We start from the raw sequence: 15,450 nt of genomic DNA on the forward strand, positions 1-15,450 counted from the left end.
ATCTTTGCGTTTATGGAAAGCGCAACCAGGCAAAAGATTCTCGACCTGTGTAACAGGCTCTCGAACGTCACGTACGAGAACCTCACGAAAATCATACGCCTCGAATCTACCGGCAGCGCTACGGCCGCGCGCAATCTCGACGACAGCGACCAGAACGATATCGATACCTGGATGGGCGGCGGCACCTGCTTCAGCATGACTTGGCACCTGTACCAGAGCCTGCGCGACATGGGGTTAAACCCGCGGCTCGTGATGGGCCACAAGCGCAAGGAAAGGAACATCCACTGCGCGCTGATTTTACCGGATGCGGATTCAGATTTCCTCTTCGATCCCGGCTACCTCATCTTCGACCCGCTCCCCATCCCGCTCCCGAAGCCCTTCGGTGCAGGTGAGGCGCTTTTTCCGCTGGTGCCGAACAGCGTGCGTCTCGTGCGGCCCGACATGGATTCCATGGAACTCTGGACCGGCGGCGCGCTCAATGGTGCAGGGAAACTCAGCTCCCCGATGAAGTTGCGCTTCGAATACCCGGTGGCAGGCGTGAGCGTCGAGGAATTTAAACAGCACTGGTCCGAAAGTTTCTACCGCGAGATGATGACCTACCCGGTGCTGAACCGCCTCGACCGCGAGCGCGGCGTGCAGTACTATTACCAGAAGGGCAACCTCGTGACCCGCGACGCAAACGGCAGCCGCATGGAACGCATCGCCGAACCCGAAAGGGTTGAAAAATTGAGCGAAATTTTCAGGCTTTCGCCCGAACTCGTGTCCAAGGCGCTTGGTATCCTCTCGAAATAAGTATATATTTGTTTTATCGTCATCCCCGCACAGGCGGGGATTTTTAAGCATTTCAGGAACATAAGGAGTCCCATATGAAAAAGATTCTGGCCGCTTTCGCCATCCTCGCTTCCGCAGCCCTCATTGCCTGCGGACCTTCCAAACTCGAAATTCAGGAAATGTCGTCTGCGTGCGATGTGTCCGTCGAAGTGGGCAAGGTGCTCGACGATACCATCAGCCTCTATGTGGGCAACATGTTCTTCCTGAACGCGAAGCAGACCGTGAACGAGGAACTCTTCCCGCTTTCGGCCAGCATCCGAGACCCGATGAACATCGACGTGAAGGGCCGTACCGACGTGATTGCATCCGGTGCCGACTTCATTGCCTATCTCCGCCGTTCCGCCCCGAACGCCGTGAACTTCGGCATAGTCGTGAACGAGGCCGCGAAGAACGAAATCGGTTTTGACGAGACTAAGACTGTCAACCGCCTGGTCGAAGTTTTCAAGACCCTCGAAGGGGGCTCCGTCATCCTCTTCCACGAGAAGGACGGCCAGCTGACCGACGCGAAGAAGTTGTTCTAAGGTTTATTTCAGCTTCTTCAGTTCGTGCCGGAGCATGAGCACGCCGATGATGGCCGCACCCGTGTCGGCGATGGGCTGCGCCATGAACACGCCCTTCAGTTCAAAGAAGTGCGGGAGCACGAGCAAAAAGGGAATTAGCAGAATCACCTGCCTGCAGGCGTTCAGGAACATGGACCTGAGCGCCTTTCCCGTACCCTGGAAAAAGCTGCCCGAAACGAGCCCGAGCGGAATCATGAAGAACGCCGCCCCGAAAATCCGCATGGCCCACGCGGCGACTTCTTGCAGCTTGAGGTCGGTAGGTGCGAAGGGGGCCACGAACACTTCGGTCTTCCACATCAGTATCGCCCACGCCACGAGCATAAAGCTCCCCGCGTAGATGAACGTGAACTTGAGGGTGCCCTTCACGCGGGCGTTGAGGCGCGCGCCGAAGTTGTACCCGATGATGGGTTGCGTCCCGTGCACAAAGCCGAGCAGCGGGAGCAATATGAACGAGGCGATGCTGTTCACGATGCCGAATGCGGAAATCGCGAGGTCGCCGCCCGAGAGAGCCCCCGTATCGTGCAGGCTGATCGCCCCATAGGTGGTGAGGCTCCAGTTGAGGATGGCGTTCATCAGGCTGTTGCACACCTGCATAATGCTGGGCGGAATGCCGAGGATGATAATCTTCCTCACGTACGCGAAGCGCAACTTCATGTGGCGCCAGCGGATGCGGATGGGGGTATCTTTCTTTACGAAGAACTGCGTGATGAGCGATGCCGCCACCAGCTGTGAACCGATGGTGGCCCACGCGGCGCCCTCTATGCCCCAGCGGAACTGCACAATGAACAGCCAATCGAGCGCGATGTTCGTGACAGCTCCGATGACTTCGCGGAACATGGCCGTCTTGGGGTGACCCATGCTACGGATAAAGTGGTTCATGCCCGGGGCGACCGTCTGGAATACCGCACCGCAAAGCAATATGCGCATGTAGCTACTGGCAACGGGGAGCGTCTGATCGCTTGCGCCGAACAGGCGGAGCAGGGGCTCCATGAATATCTCGCCGAGCGTGAACGTGGTGGCGGCCATCAGTAACAGGAGCGAGAACGAGTTGTTCAGAATGATGCTTGCCTGGATGTACTTCTTTTGCCCGAGGCGGATGGCGAACAGCGTGTTGCCGCCTACGCCAATCATCATCGACATCGCCATGATGAACAGCATGATGGGGAAGCACAGCGTGATGCCCGCGATGCCGAGGCTTCCGACTTCGTGGCCCACGAAGAGGCGGTCTACTATATTGTAGAGCGCGTTCACCAGCATGCTCACGATGGAGGGCACCGAGAACTGCAATACCAGTTTCGGGATGCTCGCGGTACCAAAGGAATTGAGGCGCTCGGAATTCAGTTTCGACATTTCGGCGCCAAATATAGGAAAAGCGCGCAAGACGGGTAAGGCGTGAAAACTTGTTTCCCGAACACTGGTGTCCGGCCTGCATATGAAACGACTGTTGCATATAGGGATAAAATATGTAAAATAAACAAAAAGTTTGTGATTTTGATTAAATTTTATTGATTTTGTTTTATAAACTATTGCTTTTTTTGAATGAGGGTTGTATATTTGGAAAAGAATCGAACATATATTTAATAGAAAAAAGGAGAATGGTATGAAAAGGAAACTTTTGAAATCGACATGTAGCATTGCTGCGGTGGCCCTTGCCGCGTTCATGTTCGCTGCCTGCGACGAAGACAGTCCGAGCGCCCCGGTCGGCGGTGACGAGAAGTCTTCTGCTGTCGAGAGTTCCGATGCGAAATCTTCGGGCAATGATGAGCCCGCTTCTAGCGAGACGGCTCCCGAAAGCAGCTCCGACGTTGCGGAAAGCTCCAGTTCCTTGCCGGAAACGCTGTCCAGCTCTAGCCTGGAGGAACGCTCTAGTTCTAGCATCTTCAAAGCGTGCATCGACATGGATGGGATGTGCCCGCCTTGTGAAGGTGACTTTTGCCCTGTGACAAATGTGGCCTGCAACCATTGCGATGTAGACGGCGAAGTGGCTCCTGACTGCAAGGGTGGCCCTGACTATGTATGCAGCGACAGACTCTGGAGGCAGATAAAGTCTACCTGCGAACATATTACCGATTACGACGGGATGAGCGCAGAAGGAAACTGCGTCGGGAGAAACGGTGAGGTCGTTACCGACTGCGTGACCGAACAGCAATTCAAGTGTGTCGATAATTACTGGAGTGTCATGAATGTTGTCTGCCTTCCGGGTGGCGACTGCAACGGCGACGGCATCCCCGACGGAATTCGCAGGCCTGACTTGGAGCCCTGCGACACGGACACCCTGCTGGAGTTCTTTGGCCGCGCTTACCAGTGCATTGAAAACAAGTGGGTGTACCTGCCGCCTCCGACCACGTACATTAATGAAAAGGCGACCGACGTCTCGGCCATGTATCGCGGCGGTCCGGCGGTTTCTCCGCGCGTCGTGAAGGTGGAAAGCGCTAGCGGCGCGGTTACCTTCCGTGACGATGGTGTGCTTGTGGACGACCTTTGCACTTTCAACGGGCTCAATGCCGAACTCAGGGGCGATACCCTGGTTGCTACCATCCTGTATCCGGGATGCACGACGACCGGCGGCTCCATGGGCGTCATCACGTTCACTCTTAGCGGGACATTTGCCGACGTGAAGTACATCAAGTACTCGAACGAATCGAAGATCAAGCCGGTTGACGAAGCCGAGGAACTGCTGCCCTGCGGGAACACTTCCTCTTGTGAGACTTGCGGTGGAGACCGTGACGGCGACGTGGGCTGCTAAGGGCCCTGCGTCTTAAAAGGCCACGCGGTTCCTGCCGCTTTCCTTGGCCACGTAGAGCATCTTGTCGCACTGCGCGATCATCGCTTCGATTTGCGGAATGTCCTCTCCCTGTTTGGAGCAGAGCCCGAGCGAAATGGTCACCGGGATGACCGTATCCTTCCACGAGAACTTGTGGCGTTCCACGGCCTTGCGGAGGCGTTCGGCGCTCTTCTGCGCGTCTTCGGGCGAAATGTTCGAGAGCAGCAGCAGGAACTCCTCGCCGCCGTAACGGGCGAGCAGGTCGGATTCGCGTTTCTCTTCCTTGAGAATTCGCGCGATTTCCTTGAGAACCATGTCGCCGCACTGGTGGCCCCAGGTGTCGTTCACGCGCTTGAAGTGGTCTGCGTCCACCATGATGGTGTGCACGAATTCCCCGCTGCGGCGGGCGAGCGCGAGTTCTCCGAGGCTTCGGTCCATAAAGCTGCGGCGGTTGCTAATCTTGGTGAGCGGGTCCATGGTGGCTGCTTCGTAGAGGGCGCGGTCGAAGGCTTCTTCGCTCTTGTCCTTGAATTCCACCTTCAAGACCATCTTGCCGACCTGCAGGCGCTTTTCGGAATCGAGTTCTGCAATCTGCACGGGCTGCCCGTCCACGAAGGTGCCGTTGGTGCTGCCGAGGTCGCGCACGGTCACGTGGACCCCGTCAAAGTCGATGGCGCAGTGCTTGCGGCTCACGAGTTCGTCGTCGAGTCGGACTCCGGCATCCTGCCCGCGGCCGAGGATGGTCGTACCTTTTTCAATGGCGATTTGCCGGAACTGTTCCTGCGGGTAGAGCACTATCAAATGCGGCCTCAGTTCGAGCCTCTCGAACTTGATTGTCTTGCCTGGGGTCACGATGGTCTGGTCCAAATCTTGCATAGGAACTCCGGTTTAGGGTAAAAATAGAAAAGTTAGATAGGAAATATGTAAAAATTCATTTACAAAACGGCGCTTTTTTCTTGTGATATCTTGTGATAATTTGCACTTTCTTTTGTTGACTGGCCGGTTTTTTACCGAAGTAAACGTATTTTTAACAAAAAATAAAAAAAGAGTTGGCTTTTTTTCAAAGAAAAGAATAAATTTGAGGTCGGTGTGGCATATTAAAAAGGCCGGTCTTTTTGGTATGCTTAGTTGGAAGGAAAACCATTGATGGAAACAAAAATGATGAAATACATGAAGATCTCCCTGTGGAAGTGGGTTTTGGGTGCCTGCATGCTGTTTGTTGGCGTGCAGAGCGCTGCAGCCGCATGTACGGGTACGCTCCATTTTAAGAAGCCTGACGAATGGCCCGCTTCTTTCTATGTGACCATGCAGAACAAGTCTGCACTAGTTACGGCGGCGAACAAGAACCCCACGACGGGTTATTATGATTACGACTTGTCGAACGCCCTTGGCGAAGCCCAGGAAACGGCTTTCGGCTTGGCAAACTCTTCGACTAACCCGCTCGACTACATCCTTGCTGCCCAGTGGAATGGCCATTCTGCTTATGATGCAAGCCTTCCGAGGAACAACCGCGATATCGCATGCCCGAGCACCAAGGGCACGACGGATGTCTGGGTTCTGGAAAACCCGAAGCAGGCGGGCAAGACCCTAGTTTCCTATACCGAACCGAATATCAAGTACATGTATGTGCTCGTGCCGGACGAAGCGGAGTGGAAGGCGACCGTCCCGATGTGGTCTCCCGATGGAACCTACGCGAGCCGCCAGCCGTTCAAGGTCGCGCCGGGTATGTGCGGATGGTACTACGCCGTGTGGATGGACGAACCCCTGCCGACATCCTTCATCTTCTTCAAGGACGATGACGCAGACTTGGAAGATGCCATTGGCTTGGACGGTTGGGAAGCGGATGTGCTTATCCCGATTCCGATGGAAGTCATCTATAACCAATATAATACTAACAAGGTTTACTTCATTGCCGATGTTGACTTGGCCGCAGAAAGCGCCGTCGACCAGATTTCGATTACGGACCCGGGCCTTGATGGAAACTGCTCCTACAACCTGGCCGCAATCCTCTACGATACCGATGCTAGCTTGCACGGCGCCTTTACCTGTGACGCTTACCCGCAAGCTGGTGCTAACAAGTGCTATGTTGCTACGGCGCCTTATGGTTATGGTGGCAACGGGGGGGCCAACACGGTTCCTTGTATCGGCGTGACTCCGGGAATAGTTGCTGACTTGCTTGACCCGCAGACGAAAAAACCGACCTACAATCCGGCGAGTGGCTGCTTCGTGAGCCAGCAAGCCTTTGACGTGATGTTCAAGCCCACTCCGGGCGTGAACTACCAGCACTGCCGCGACGTCACCTTCAAACTCACCAAGGATGGCCTGTGGGAATACGACAGCTATAACGAACCGACTGGCGCCTTTACCATCTTGAATGATGTGACTTGTGCTGCGAATGATCCCAATTATGCTACTTGTGTGGCTGCGTCTACACGCCGTGATGGTCTCGGAAACGTCGGTTACGGCGACGGTGGTGGTGCCAACAACCCAGATAGGAACATTTCTACAAAGGCTCTGCAGACGTTGGGCGTCGTGGCGGACTGGTCCGCTATCGAACCGACGACCGGCCTTCCGTACATTGACCTTTACCCTGTCTCTGCCGGTGAATTCGGCGATGGTACCCATCCTAACGTTTACGACAACAGCACCTGGGATACCCGAATCAAGGGCAGCAACAACCAGATGTTCTGCTTCGAATCCCATGCCAAGTTCACTTACCGTCCGGGAATGCAGTTCTCGTTCCGTGGTGACGATGACATCTGGGTGTTTATCGACAACAAGCTTGCCGTGGACCTTGGCGGTACGCACTTGGCCGCTCCGGGCTACGTTAACCTGGATCAGTTTACAGGAGCTAGCGGCGCCCTCGTGGCCGGAACGGACTACGAAATCGACATCTTCTTCTGTGACCGCCGTACCGACATGAGTAACGTGCGTATCAAGACGAACATGTACATCAAGCAGTCGACCGGTATCACGATTGACCCCAAACCGCAGGGCGATGGAGGCCTCGAACTTGATGTCTGCGTGCTCACGAGCGGCGGTGGCGACTGTGCCTCCGTGCTTGCCGGTACCGATGAAGGTTCCGAAGAATGTGGAGATAGTATTAAAACTGAGATTGCCTTCAAGATTGTCACCCGCAAGAAGGAGCCGGTGCAGGGCTGTGGCGACTGTGCCGCTTTGACTCCGGGAACCATCAACCATGGCGGTATCGACCTCACGAACCCGAAGGTGCCGAAGTTCAACCAGGAAAAGATGAACGGGCTTCCTCCCGGAACCTACTACCTCGCCATTACCGTGGATGGCAAGACTGCCTACCATAAGTTCAAAATCAAGGGTAACCTGGATATCGTGACGCAGGATGTCGAATTCCCGAATACCGACGGGGATGTCAACATCTACCCGGCCGGAACCAAGTGGAAGTTCGAGGGCATGGGCCTTGCCGGCACGCGCCTCCCGATCTATGTATCCGCTCCGGACGATCAGGGCACGGTCGACCTCGCTTCTGCAGCGAACCAGACCTACACGCTCACGCTTTCTGCGGGTGCCACTCTCTACAAGAACAAGGAAGATACGACTCCGCTCTCTGTGCCCTACAATGGCAAGATTGACGAGAACGGTATCGATACCCTCTGGGTGGAAGTTCCGCTCGCTGGTTTGACTGCCGCCGAAACGAAGGTTACGGCTTCCGTGCGCAACGCTGTCGCGACACTCTCGTTCTTCGCCCCGCAGCTGTCGTTTGCCAAGCCCAAGACGACCGACTCCCTCGGCAACGTCACGGAATGGACTACGATGGATCAGGATCCCGATGTGGATGAGGATGGCGATGAATACTTCCACTGGGTGAATGCCGACGTGGACTTCTACCTCATTGTCCGTAACCCGGCGACGGGAGCCCTCTGCACGGAATGTAATTTTGCCTTGGATATCCTGGATGCCTCCAGCGGAGTTTCGGGTGCTGTCAGCGCTCTGGTAGACGGTGTCGCCTTGGTGCGTATCCGTTCGAGCCAGGTCTACGATGACCCGAGTCAGCCCGCGGCGACCATGCTTGTGGGTGCTGTCGCGAACAACGCAGTCGCGGCTCCCTATGGCAACATGCATTTCTACAAACCGCCTGCACCGATGCCGCTCATTGTCGACATGTTCGACGTGAAGGGCGCTCCCACGGGCGAAATGAACATCTCGTCTAAGTTCTACAAGGAATCGGCGGACTACTTGGATGGTAGGGCGGACTCCATGGCGGTTATCTATGACCGTGCCATTCATCCGGACTCCATCCCGTTCTTCCTGTGCCTCAACTTCGACGAAAAGCACCTGGTGAAGATCAATCCTTATGATTTGGGTTATTCTACTAACCCGAAGGACAAGGAAATGTTCTGCTCCACGCAGTTCAGTGCTGCCGAAATCAAGGAAGCCTATGACAAGAGCCCGGATAACGGCCAGACGCTCGTGTTTGCTGTCGACGATCCGTTCACTGCCGATGTGAAGACTTTGGTACTGAACGAAGACAGGATTGCATCGTTTACGACCTACAAGTGGAAGGGCGATACCGTGAAATCGTTCTTCGAAGGTCACCTGACCGACCGTATGGCTCCGATTATCCTTTCGGCTCGCGCTTCGGCAGAAACAGACGGTGGCGTGTATGACCAGGTGAAGATTGTCGCTTCCGAACCGGTGATGGTTCTGGATGGCTCCGTGGCAACCTCGGCATTCAGCTATTATCTGAACTCTGCTGTCGATGAAGCGTTCAAGGAAGAAGAAGCCAAGTATATCCATGTGGAATCCCAGAACTCTCCCCAGAACAAGAGGGATACGCTTACGCTCCGTTACTACAACGATGACAAGCTGAAGCCGACTCCGCACGTGGGTGACTACATCCGTTTCCGTGCCGATAACGTTGTGTGGGCCGACTCCTCGAATGGGGCCGCTCCGGGTGCCGATACGCTCAGGCCTGCCGACGATGCTTCTTGGCACTGGAATTCTCCGACGAACTACAATGCTACGGACCGCTTGCCGTCTCCGTGGGTGCAGGTTGTGGGTGATGCGAAGATCGACGTGACCACGATTCCGTATAACGTTGCGGATCCGTCGGCCGTGGACGAAAATACCCCGGTGGGCGAAGTCTTCCCGGTCAAGACGAGCGAGAATATGGACGATGTCAAGTCGGCCCACCCGAATACGCTCGGCCACTTCGTGCAGTCTGACATGGGTTCCATCATCGGTGCCGATACATCTTTCACGAGGGTGTACCAGAACAATCCGCATGACATCTACTTCTTCTACGAAGTTGACTACTACACGAACCTCGGCTCGTTCGTTGCTCACCAGAGCGGAAAGATCTACTGTGACGATGCGTTCTTCTCGGCCGACCCGACCCAGGAAGGCGCCGTGGGCGACTGCGTGAAGAACCCGCGCAACTTCTTCGTCGCATGGAACATGCTCTCTGACAAGCACCGCCTCGTGGGTACTGGTGCCTACATCACCAAGTACTCGTCCTACGTGAAGCTCGGTTCCGTCGGAACCAAGGGCAAGAAGGAAAAGACCGAGGTCTGGGGCGTAAAACGCGGCACGGGCGTTGTTAAGAAGTAATAGCGCTTCTTCGGTCTAAAATGAACTTGCATCCCCGCCCTCAGGGCGGGGATTTTTCTACATTTGGACCATGCAAAAGATTAGCCTCCTGATTTGCCTCGCTGCGATAGCCTTGTCGTGGGCGGGTGACCCTACGGATATCGACTCCCTTTTCCGCGGCAAGGAATACAAGCCCGAACTGAGCTCTTCGCTGCGCGACACGACTGACATTTCGGCTCTCGCCGTATCGAAGGGTTCCGGAAAGGAATCCAAGGGAAATGGCTATTACGTTCTGCAGTTCGAGGCCGTGGGCGATTTCGATGCCGCCCAGCGTCGTAAGGCGCAGATTTCTGCATCGACGGGCTACAACATCCAGGTGGTGTTCGATGCCCCGTTCTACAAGCTGCGTGGCGGTGGATGGACATCGAGGAAGGCGGCCGAGGATAAGGCTCGCGAGCTTTCCATCTACAACATCAACGCGCTTGTCGTGAAGCTCAAGTAGCTTTTTAGCTGTTTCGCTGAATTCCGCGTAATGGGCGGGTCCCTAGTCTAGGAGCCCGAGTGCTTGCTTTTGCGCAAACTCGTCCATGGATGCCGGAAGCAGGGCCCTCTCCTCGGGAGAGACGTAGATGAACTTGCGTTCGTTTTGCGGACGCATGCTCCTGTCCCGCAACACTACGGGCGGGTTCTTCGTGGAGTAGAAGAACTTGCCTGTCTTGATGAACTTGTGGCGCTGGAAACCCTGCTTGATGGCGTCGTTCAGAGCCTGGAGGATCATCGGGCCTGCGCGATCGACATGGTGCAGTTCCAGCAGGCGCGACAATAGCACTTCCTCGTGGATGGGAGCTTCGTGATCTACATAGAATTTGAGCTGCACGATGAGCGACAGCGCGGAGAGTTCCGCGATGGGCTTGTCGTGGGCGGTTCCTTCGATTTTCGGGTGGACCACCTGGTAGGGCTTCGTCTGGATTTCGGCGACCGCGGAATCGTTCTCGGCTGTTCCCACTTCGGTCTCGGGTTCTTCGGGAGGCGGCGGTGCGACGCTCTGTTCGATGGCGATGGTCGTGATGATATGGCTCGCTTCGTCTGCGTTGGAAATGTACCAGAAGGGAGTCCAGATGTTGAGGACCTTCCAGCCTAGCTGGCGCAGGAGCACGGGGCGCACGTATTCGCGGTCTTCGATGGATTCGCGGAAGCGTTCCGTGGTGCAGTCGTCTTCGATGACGGCGAGGAACCTCTTGGGGTTGTTCGCGTCCACGACGACAGGGCCGACGGGTATGGCTCCGGAAGCGAAACTGGGCAAGACGTTGATGCCCTCGTTTTGCAGGAGCGCGATGACCTGGGAGCGGAGTGCCGAATCTGCCGGCTTGATTTCGAAGTCGGAAGGTTTCGCCTTGCGAAGCAGATGGGCCATCCAGTCACGCAGCATGGCAGACTTGGCGGTGGTCATCTTTTGCTTGTCGGTTTCGGTCATGAAAATCTTGAGTTTGTGGCGTGCGAGTGTCGCGCTGATGGCGATTTTCCCTTCGCTGGAGCTCTTGTCCATGGCTTCGGGCTCTGCGCAGACGAATATGACGTCACGGTATTTTTCGGTAGCCCTTTCTGGAGTCTTGATATAGAATCCGGTCGAGAGGTCGCTGTTTGCAAAGAATCTGGCGCAGGGGGCATCCTTGGTGAGAAGCGCCTTGATGGTCGACTCGATTTCGTGACATGTCACCTGGTGGAACGCGATGATTCCGAGAGTCTGCCCCGGATGCGTCTCGGCATGGTGAATGGCCGCCTTTGCAATGTCGATGACTTTGTCTGCAACCGTCTGGATGGAATCGCTCTTGCCGGAATCGCGAACCGGGGGCGGCAGCTGGCGGATGCCGTGGTTGTAGATGTGCTCGTTCGCAAATTCTACAAGGGACGGATCGGAATAGCTGTCCGAGAACCAGAGTTCGCGGGTCGGGATGCCGCGGCGCAACGAGGCCGTCATGATGCTTTCCTGGAAGAACGCCGTGTGTACGGGATCGATGTCGAGGTAGGCGTCAAAAGGCAACGGCTCTAGGGCCGGTGCGTGCGGGTTGCCGATGAGGATGACCTTGTTTGCTTTTAATGCAAGCGGGATGGATTCGGCTACGGAGATGCTGCCTGCGTCCAGAAGGACGATGGTGTCGAATTTCTTTTCGCAGACAAGGGCGTCTTCGATGCTCAATACCGAAAGTTTCTCGGTTGCGGTGGCGTGCGCTTCGCGGAAGTTCGCGTTGCAGAATTCGTCCAGCAGCAGACGGTATTTTTTGCCGAGCTGGGAATGGACTTTCGGGGCGCAGGAGAATACTTCGGGGAATTCCTTGCTGAAGCGCTGGACTTGGGAGGCCGCCCAGTAATATGCGGTGGCCTGGGGCAGTTCGCTGTTGACAGCCGCCGGATTCTGGACAAAGCGCAGGAGTGTCTTGCAACCGGTGCTCTCGAGTTCGCGGAACAGCGAGGAAAGCTTAAGGTGCGTGTTGAGGACGTTCCAGTTGTCTTTCCAGAGGTTGATTTCTTCGAGGCTCTTGTCGAGGTCGAGACTGTCGAGCGGAATGTCGAGAACAAGTTCCTTGGAGAGCACCCGCATGCCCGAAAGCAGTTCCTGCACGGCCTTGTCGAATTCCTCGAACCGCGGGAGCATCGGCTTAATCTGGTGCCAGTGCTCGAGAACCGTGAGCATCAGGTTGAACTGCGGGCTGTTCGCATGCTTTTCGCGGAAGTCGTAGATGTAGGTAATCTTCTTGTTCAGGTTGACCCAGTTCGATTTTTCGTAGAGCCAGTCGCGACCCAGCAGATGGTTGCCGAGAACGGCCGTGTCCTTGTAGGCGCGCTTGTTTTCTTGCAGCTCCAGGAGGGTATCGATGAGGTCGAGCAGGTGCGCATCCGAAGAAACTTCTTTTGGATGCTTGAGCACCTTCATGAGGCGCTTGCGCGAATTGCGGTAGCGGTCGGAAAGGCCCTTGAGCGTGACCTTGAGGCTGTCGGCAAATTCCTCGCGGGCGGCGAGGATGTTCTCGTCGACGGCGTCGTCCGTGTATATGTCGGAGGTCTGCCTGCGGTAGCGGACCCACTTGTCGCCTGCTTCGGGCAGTTCCTTGAGGGAATCCTGGTAGGCGCTCCAGCTGTTGGAACAGAGATCCCAGCCTTCGAATTCGGGCGTGTTTTCGTCGAAGTTCTTGCGGATAAGCGAAATGATTTCGGATAGCGCGGGCAGGTAGATGCCGGTGGGGAAGAACCCTTCTTCCTTGAACAGGTCGACAAGCGGCCTTATGACTTCGACTTTTTGGATGGTATCGTCAATGTTCTTGGCGATTTCGGCCTTCGCTTCTTGGGTGAGGCTTTCGGCCTTGATGTTTTCGAGGAGCTTGCGCGCTGCGATTCCGCCCTTGTTGAAATAGAGGTCGGAAATTTCTTGCAGGAGCCGCTGCAGGTTCGAAAATTCCTTGAAGGGGAGATTGTTCGATTCCTGGAAGATGGATTCGACGAATTTCGCCTTCGGCTTGGGCGCCTGCGCAAAGAACTGCAGGATGTCGGTCAGGCTCGTGCTGTCGGAGGGAGACTTCCCGTTGACCGCCTTGTAGTAGTTGATAAAGAATTGCCGCGTCTTGTTGATATCGGCGGCGACTTCTGCGCGCGGACGGCCGCTGTAGGAGCGGAAGTCGGATTTCCATGCCTGCGTAAAAGTCTGCCTGGAGATGGCGCGCCGCGTGACCACTAGCGTGTCATGTCCCTTCGCGAGGGCCTCGGCGACGATGTTAGTTGCGACCTTTACTTTCTGGGTGCCGGGCAGCGCCTGGATGGCGTAGCCGTGCGCATTTTCGTCGAGCGCGTCGATGGTCACCTTGGTCGTGTGCGAGTCCGTGGTGTAGAGGAAATGGTGGTCGGCCGGGTTGTAGATTTGGTCGAAGTCCGCTTCCTCGAATACGGATTCCCGAACCTGGAATCCATCTTCGCCGAAGAGCGAGGAGAGGAAGGGGTTGCTGTCGATTTTCTTTTCGCTTCCGAGGTTTCGCATCGCCATCTTGAGGCGGAGCCTGCTGCTATTTAAAAAGGCAAGGCAGATGCCATGGCGCGTGAACTTCCAGTTCTTTTCGGCGGCGATGGCCTTTTCGAACAGGGAAAAGTAAAGTTGGATGCTGAACTGTCCGTCGAGCGTTGCGTCTTCGATGCGCGGAAGCTGGACTCCGGCAAGCCTCTCGGAGAGGACCGTGTTCTCGATGGGAGGCCTGTTCGAAAGGTTTATGGAGTTCCCGTCTGCACTGGGCTCGAGCGGGATGAGCAGGCTCGGTGCAAGCGCGTTGCCGTCCCACTTGAGGAATCCGGCAAGCAGGTAAAGGTCTGGCGTACCGAAGTCCTCGGCTTTCTCCTTGAATACCGTCTTGAAGAGAGTCTCGCACTGTTTCTTCTGCTGAGGCGTGAAGCTTGCAGATACCGGGATAAAAGAGTCGAGCGGGATAGCGTTGGCGGATTGCTTCCATTTTTCGTAGAAAGTGTCGCTCGCTTCGCGCAGGAGCGGAGTCTGAAATTCGTTCTTCGTCGAAAAGAGCAGCAGCCTGTCCTTGGAATCAAAAAGGGCAGCCTCCTGTCGGACTTTCATGACGGTGGATGACGGTGTATTGTGCGCCATGCCTAGAATATACGTTATTTTTTTGTTTTTTAGTATTTACAGTTTGCCGGCTACGACTGAAATCGCCTCTTCTAGCGAGAGGGAGGTGTCTTGGGCTACAAGCGAGGCCCTGTAGCATACCCGGCCCAGCAGTTTTTCGGCTGACACTCCGGCGTCGCGGTCCTGACGCAGGCTGTGGGCGCGTTCGCGTTTCGAGAGTTTTTTGCCTGCGGCATCCACGATGAGCGGATGGTGCAGGTATATCGGTGGAACGTCGCGGCCGAGCAGGCGCATGAGGGCGATTTGCCTTGCGGTGGAATTTCGGATGTCCTCGCCGCGAACCACGTGCGTGATTCCTTCGTCGATATCGTCGACGCACACGGCGAACTGGTATGTCCACTGTCCGTCGCGGTCGCGGATCGGGAAGTCCCCGCATTGCTGTTGCGGATTTTCATCGAAATCTCCGAGAAACTTGTCGTGCCAGTGCACGACTTTGTTCGGAATGGAGACGCGGAGGCAATGGGGCTGGTCCGACATTGCCTCCGGGTTTGCCTGCTGTCGACATTTGCCCTGGTAGATTACTTCGCCGGTGGAACTTTTGGGGTTCTCTGCTTCCAGCTGTTTGCGGCTGCAGTAGCAGGGGTAGACCAAACCCTGGGATTGCAGCTTTTGGAGCGCCTCTTCGAAACGCTCCGGGTGCTTACTTTGTATGCTATCGCTGTCGAATCGGAATCCGAACCATTCCAGGTCTTCGTAGATGCTATCGATGTATTCGGGGCGTGCACGGCTTTGGTCGTGATCCTCGATGCGCAGGTGTATTTGCAGGTTCCACTTGCGGGCCGCGGCCCAAACGTAAAGCGCCGAAAGCAGGTGGCCTTCGTGAAGGTAGCCCGTGGGGCTTGGCGCAAAGCGGATTTTACCGTCCATGCGCAAAAATGTAATAAAAGCAGGGGGTGCGTGCGCTGTTTTTGGTGAATTTGGGGATTGAAAGCTCCTAAAATGAGGCTTTTTATCCCCTTTTTTGCGTGTAAATTAACATGTTTTGACGCTGATGGAGTACAAAATCACCCGTTGTTGGCGGAGGTTGGGGATTAAACTGGGCTAAAAAATGG

General features: G+C 55.7%; 9 protein-coding genes. 5 read left to right on the forward strand and 4 right to left on the reverse strand.

Features of this window, described 5'->3' with window-relative positions; genetic code table 11:
* Positions 1–12 precede the first annotated feature (12 nt).
* Both B4A77_RS02800 and B4A77_RS02805 read left to right on the forward strand, forming a co-directional pair.
* Positions 13–792, forward strand: a complete 780-nt coding sequence (locus B4A77_RS02800; protein WP_290738105.1) for a hypothetical protein — start codon at positions 13–15, stop codon at positions 790–792.
* Positions 793–866: 74 nt separating this feature from the next.
* Positions 867–1,352: a hypothetical protein gene (locus B4A77_RS02805; protein WP_173382683.1), complete on the forward strand. Its 486-nt coding sequence runs from the start codon at positions 867–869 to the stop codon at positions 1,350–1,352.
* A 3-nt stretch (positions 1,353–1,355) separates the two neighbouring features.
* Here B4A77_RS02805 and B4A77_RS02810 read toward each other — a convergent pair whose 3' ends face one another.
* Complete coding sequence (locus B4A77_RS02810; RefSeq protein WP_290729885.1) at positions 1,356–2,741, reverse strand: MATE family efflux transporter; 1,386 nt, start codon at positions 2,739–2,741, stop codon at positions 1,356–1,358.
* A gap of 250 nt (positions 2,742–2,991) precedes the next feature.
* Between B4A77_RS02810 and B4A77_RS02815 the strand changes: the two genes are divergently transcribed.
* Positions 2,992–4,137: a hypothetical protein gene (locus tag B4A77_RS02815; RefSeq protein ID WP_290729888.1), complete on the forward strand. Its 1,146-nt coding sequence runs from the start codon at positions 2,992–2,994 to the stop codon at positions 4,135–4,137.
* 12 nt (positions 4,138–4,149) lie between these two features.
* On the opposite strand, the gene B4A77_RS02820 is transcribed toward B4A77_RS02815, so the two are convergent.
* Positions 4,150–5,031: a GGDEF domain-containing protein gene (locus tag B4A77_RS02820; RefSeq protein WP_173365801.1), complete on the reverse strand. Its 882-nt coding sequence runs from the start codon at positions 5,029–5,031 to the stop codon at positions 4,150–4,152.
* 294 nt (positions 5,032–5,325) lie between these two features.
* Here B4A77_RS02820 and B4A77_RS02825 point away from each other — a divergent pair, with 294 nt between their 5' ends.
* Both B4A77_RS02825 and B4A77_RS02830 read left to right on the forward strand, forming a co-directional pair.
* A complete protein-coding gene (locus B4A77_RS02825) occupies positions 5,326–9,741 on the forward strand; it encodes a fibro-slime domain-containing protein (RefSeq protein WP_290738108.1) in 4,416 nt (1,471 codons plus the stop codon).
* Between the two features lie 70 nt (positions 9,742–9,811).
* Entirely contained in the window at positions 9,812–10,222 is a 411-nt protein-coding gene (locus B4A77_RS02830) for an SPOR domain-containing protein (RefSeq protein WP_173365803.1), read from the forward strand.
* Positions 10,223–10,264: 42 nt separating this feature from the next.
* On the opposite strand, the gene B4A77_RS02835 is transcribed toward B4A77_RS02830, so the two are convergent.
* Positions 10,265–14,359 carry a hypothetical protein gene (locus B4A77_RS02835; RefSeq protein ID WP_290738111.1) on the reverse strand — a complete coding sequence of 1,365 codons (4,095 nt, stop codon included), beginning with the start codon at positions 14,357–14,359 and terminating at the stop codon, positions 10,265–10,267.
* Between the two features lie 36 nt (positions 14,360–14,395).
* Complete coding sequence (locus B4A77_RS02840; protein WP_290738114.1) at positions 14,396–15,265, reverse strand: glutamate--tRNA ligase family protein; 870 nt, start codon at positions 15,263–15,265, stop codon at positions 14,396–14,398.
* Positions 15,266–15,450: the final 185 nt, after the last annotated feature.

It is taken from the genome of Fibrobacter sp. UBA3718 (assembly GCF_002371935.1).
In the GTDB taxonomy this organism is placed as follows: Bacteria; Fibrobacterota; Fibrobacteria; order Fibrobacterales; family Fibrobacteraceae; genus Fibrobacter.

Coding starts and splice junctions, on each gene's coding strand:
- B4A77_RS02800 (WP_290738105.1), top strand. CDS start 13: ATGGAAAGCGCAACCAGGCAAAAGATTCTCGACCTGTGTAACAGGCTC.
- B4A77_RS02805 (WP_173382683.1), top strand. CDS start 867: ATGAAAAAGATTCTGGCCGCTTTCGCCATCCTCGCTTCCGCAGCCCTC.
- B4A77_RS02810 (WP_290729885.1), bottom strand. CDS start 2,741: ATGTCGAAACTGAATTCCGAGCGCCTCAATTCCTTTGGTACCGCGAGC.
- B4A77_RS02815 (WP_290729888.1), top strand. CDS start 2,992: ATGAAAAGGAAACTTTTGAAATCGACATGTAGCATTGCTGCGGTGGCC.
- B4A77_RS02820 (WP_173365801.1), bottom strand. CDS start 5,031: ATGCAAGATTTGGACCAGACCATCGTGACCCCAGGCAAGACAATCAAG.
- B4A77_RS02825 (WP_290738108.1), top strand. CDS start 5,326: ATGAAGATCTCCCTGTGGAAGTGGGTTTTGGGTGCCTGCATGCTGTTT.
- B4A77_RS02830 (WP_173365803.1), top strand. CDS start 9,812: ATGCAAAAGATTAGCCTCCTGATTTGCCTCGCTGCGATAGCCTTGTCG.
- B4A77_RS02835 (WP_290738111.1), bottom strand. CDS start 14,359: ATGGCGCACAATACACCGTCATCCACCGTCATGAAAGTCCGACAGGAG.
- B4A77_RS02840 (WP_290738114.1), bottom strand. CDS start 15,265: ATGGACGGTAAAATCCGCTTTGCGCCAAGCCCCACGGGCTACCTTCAC.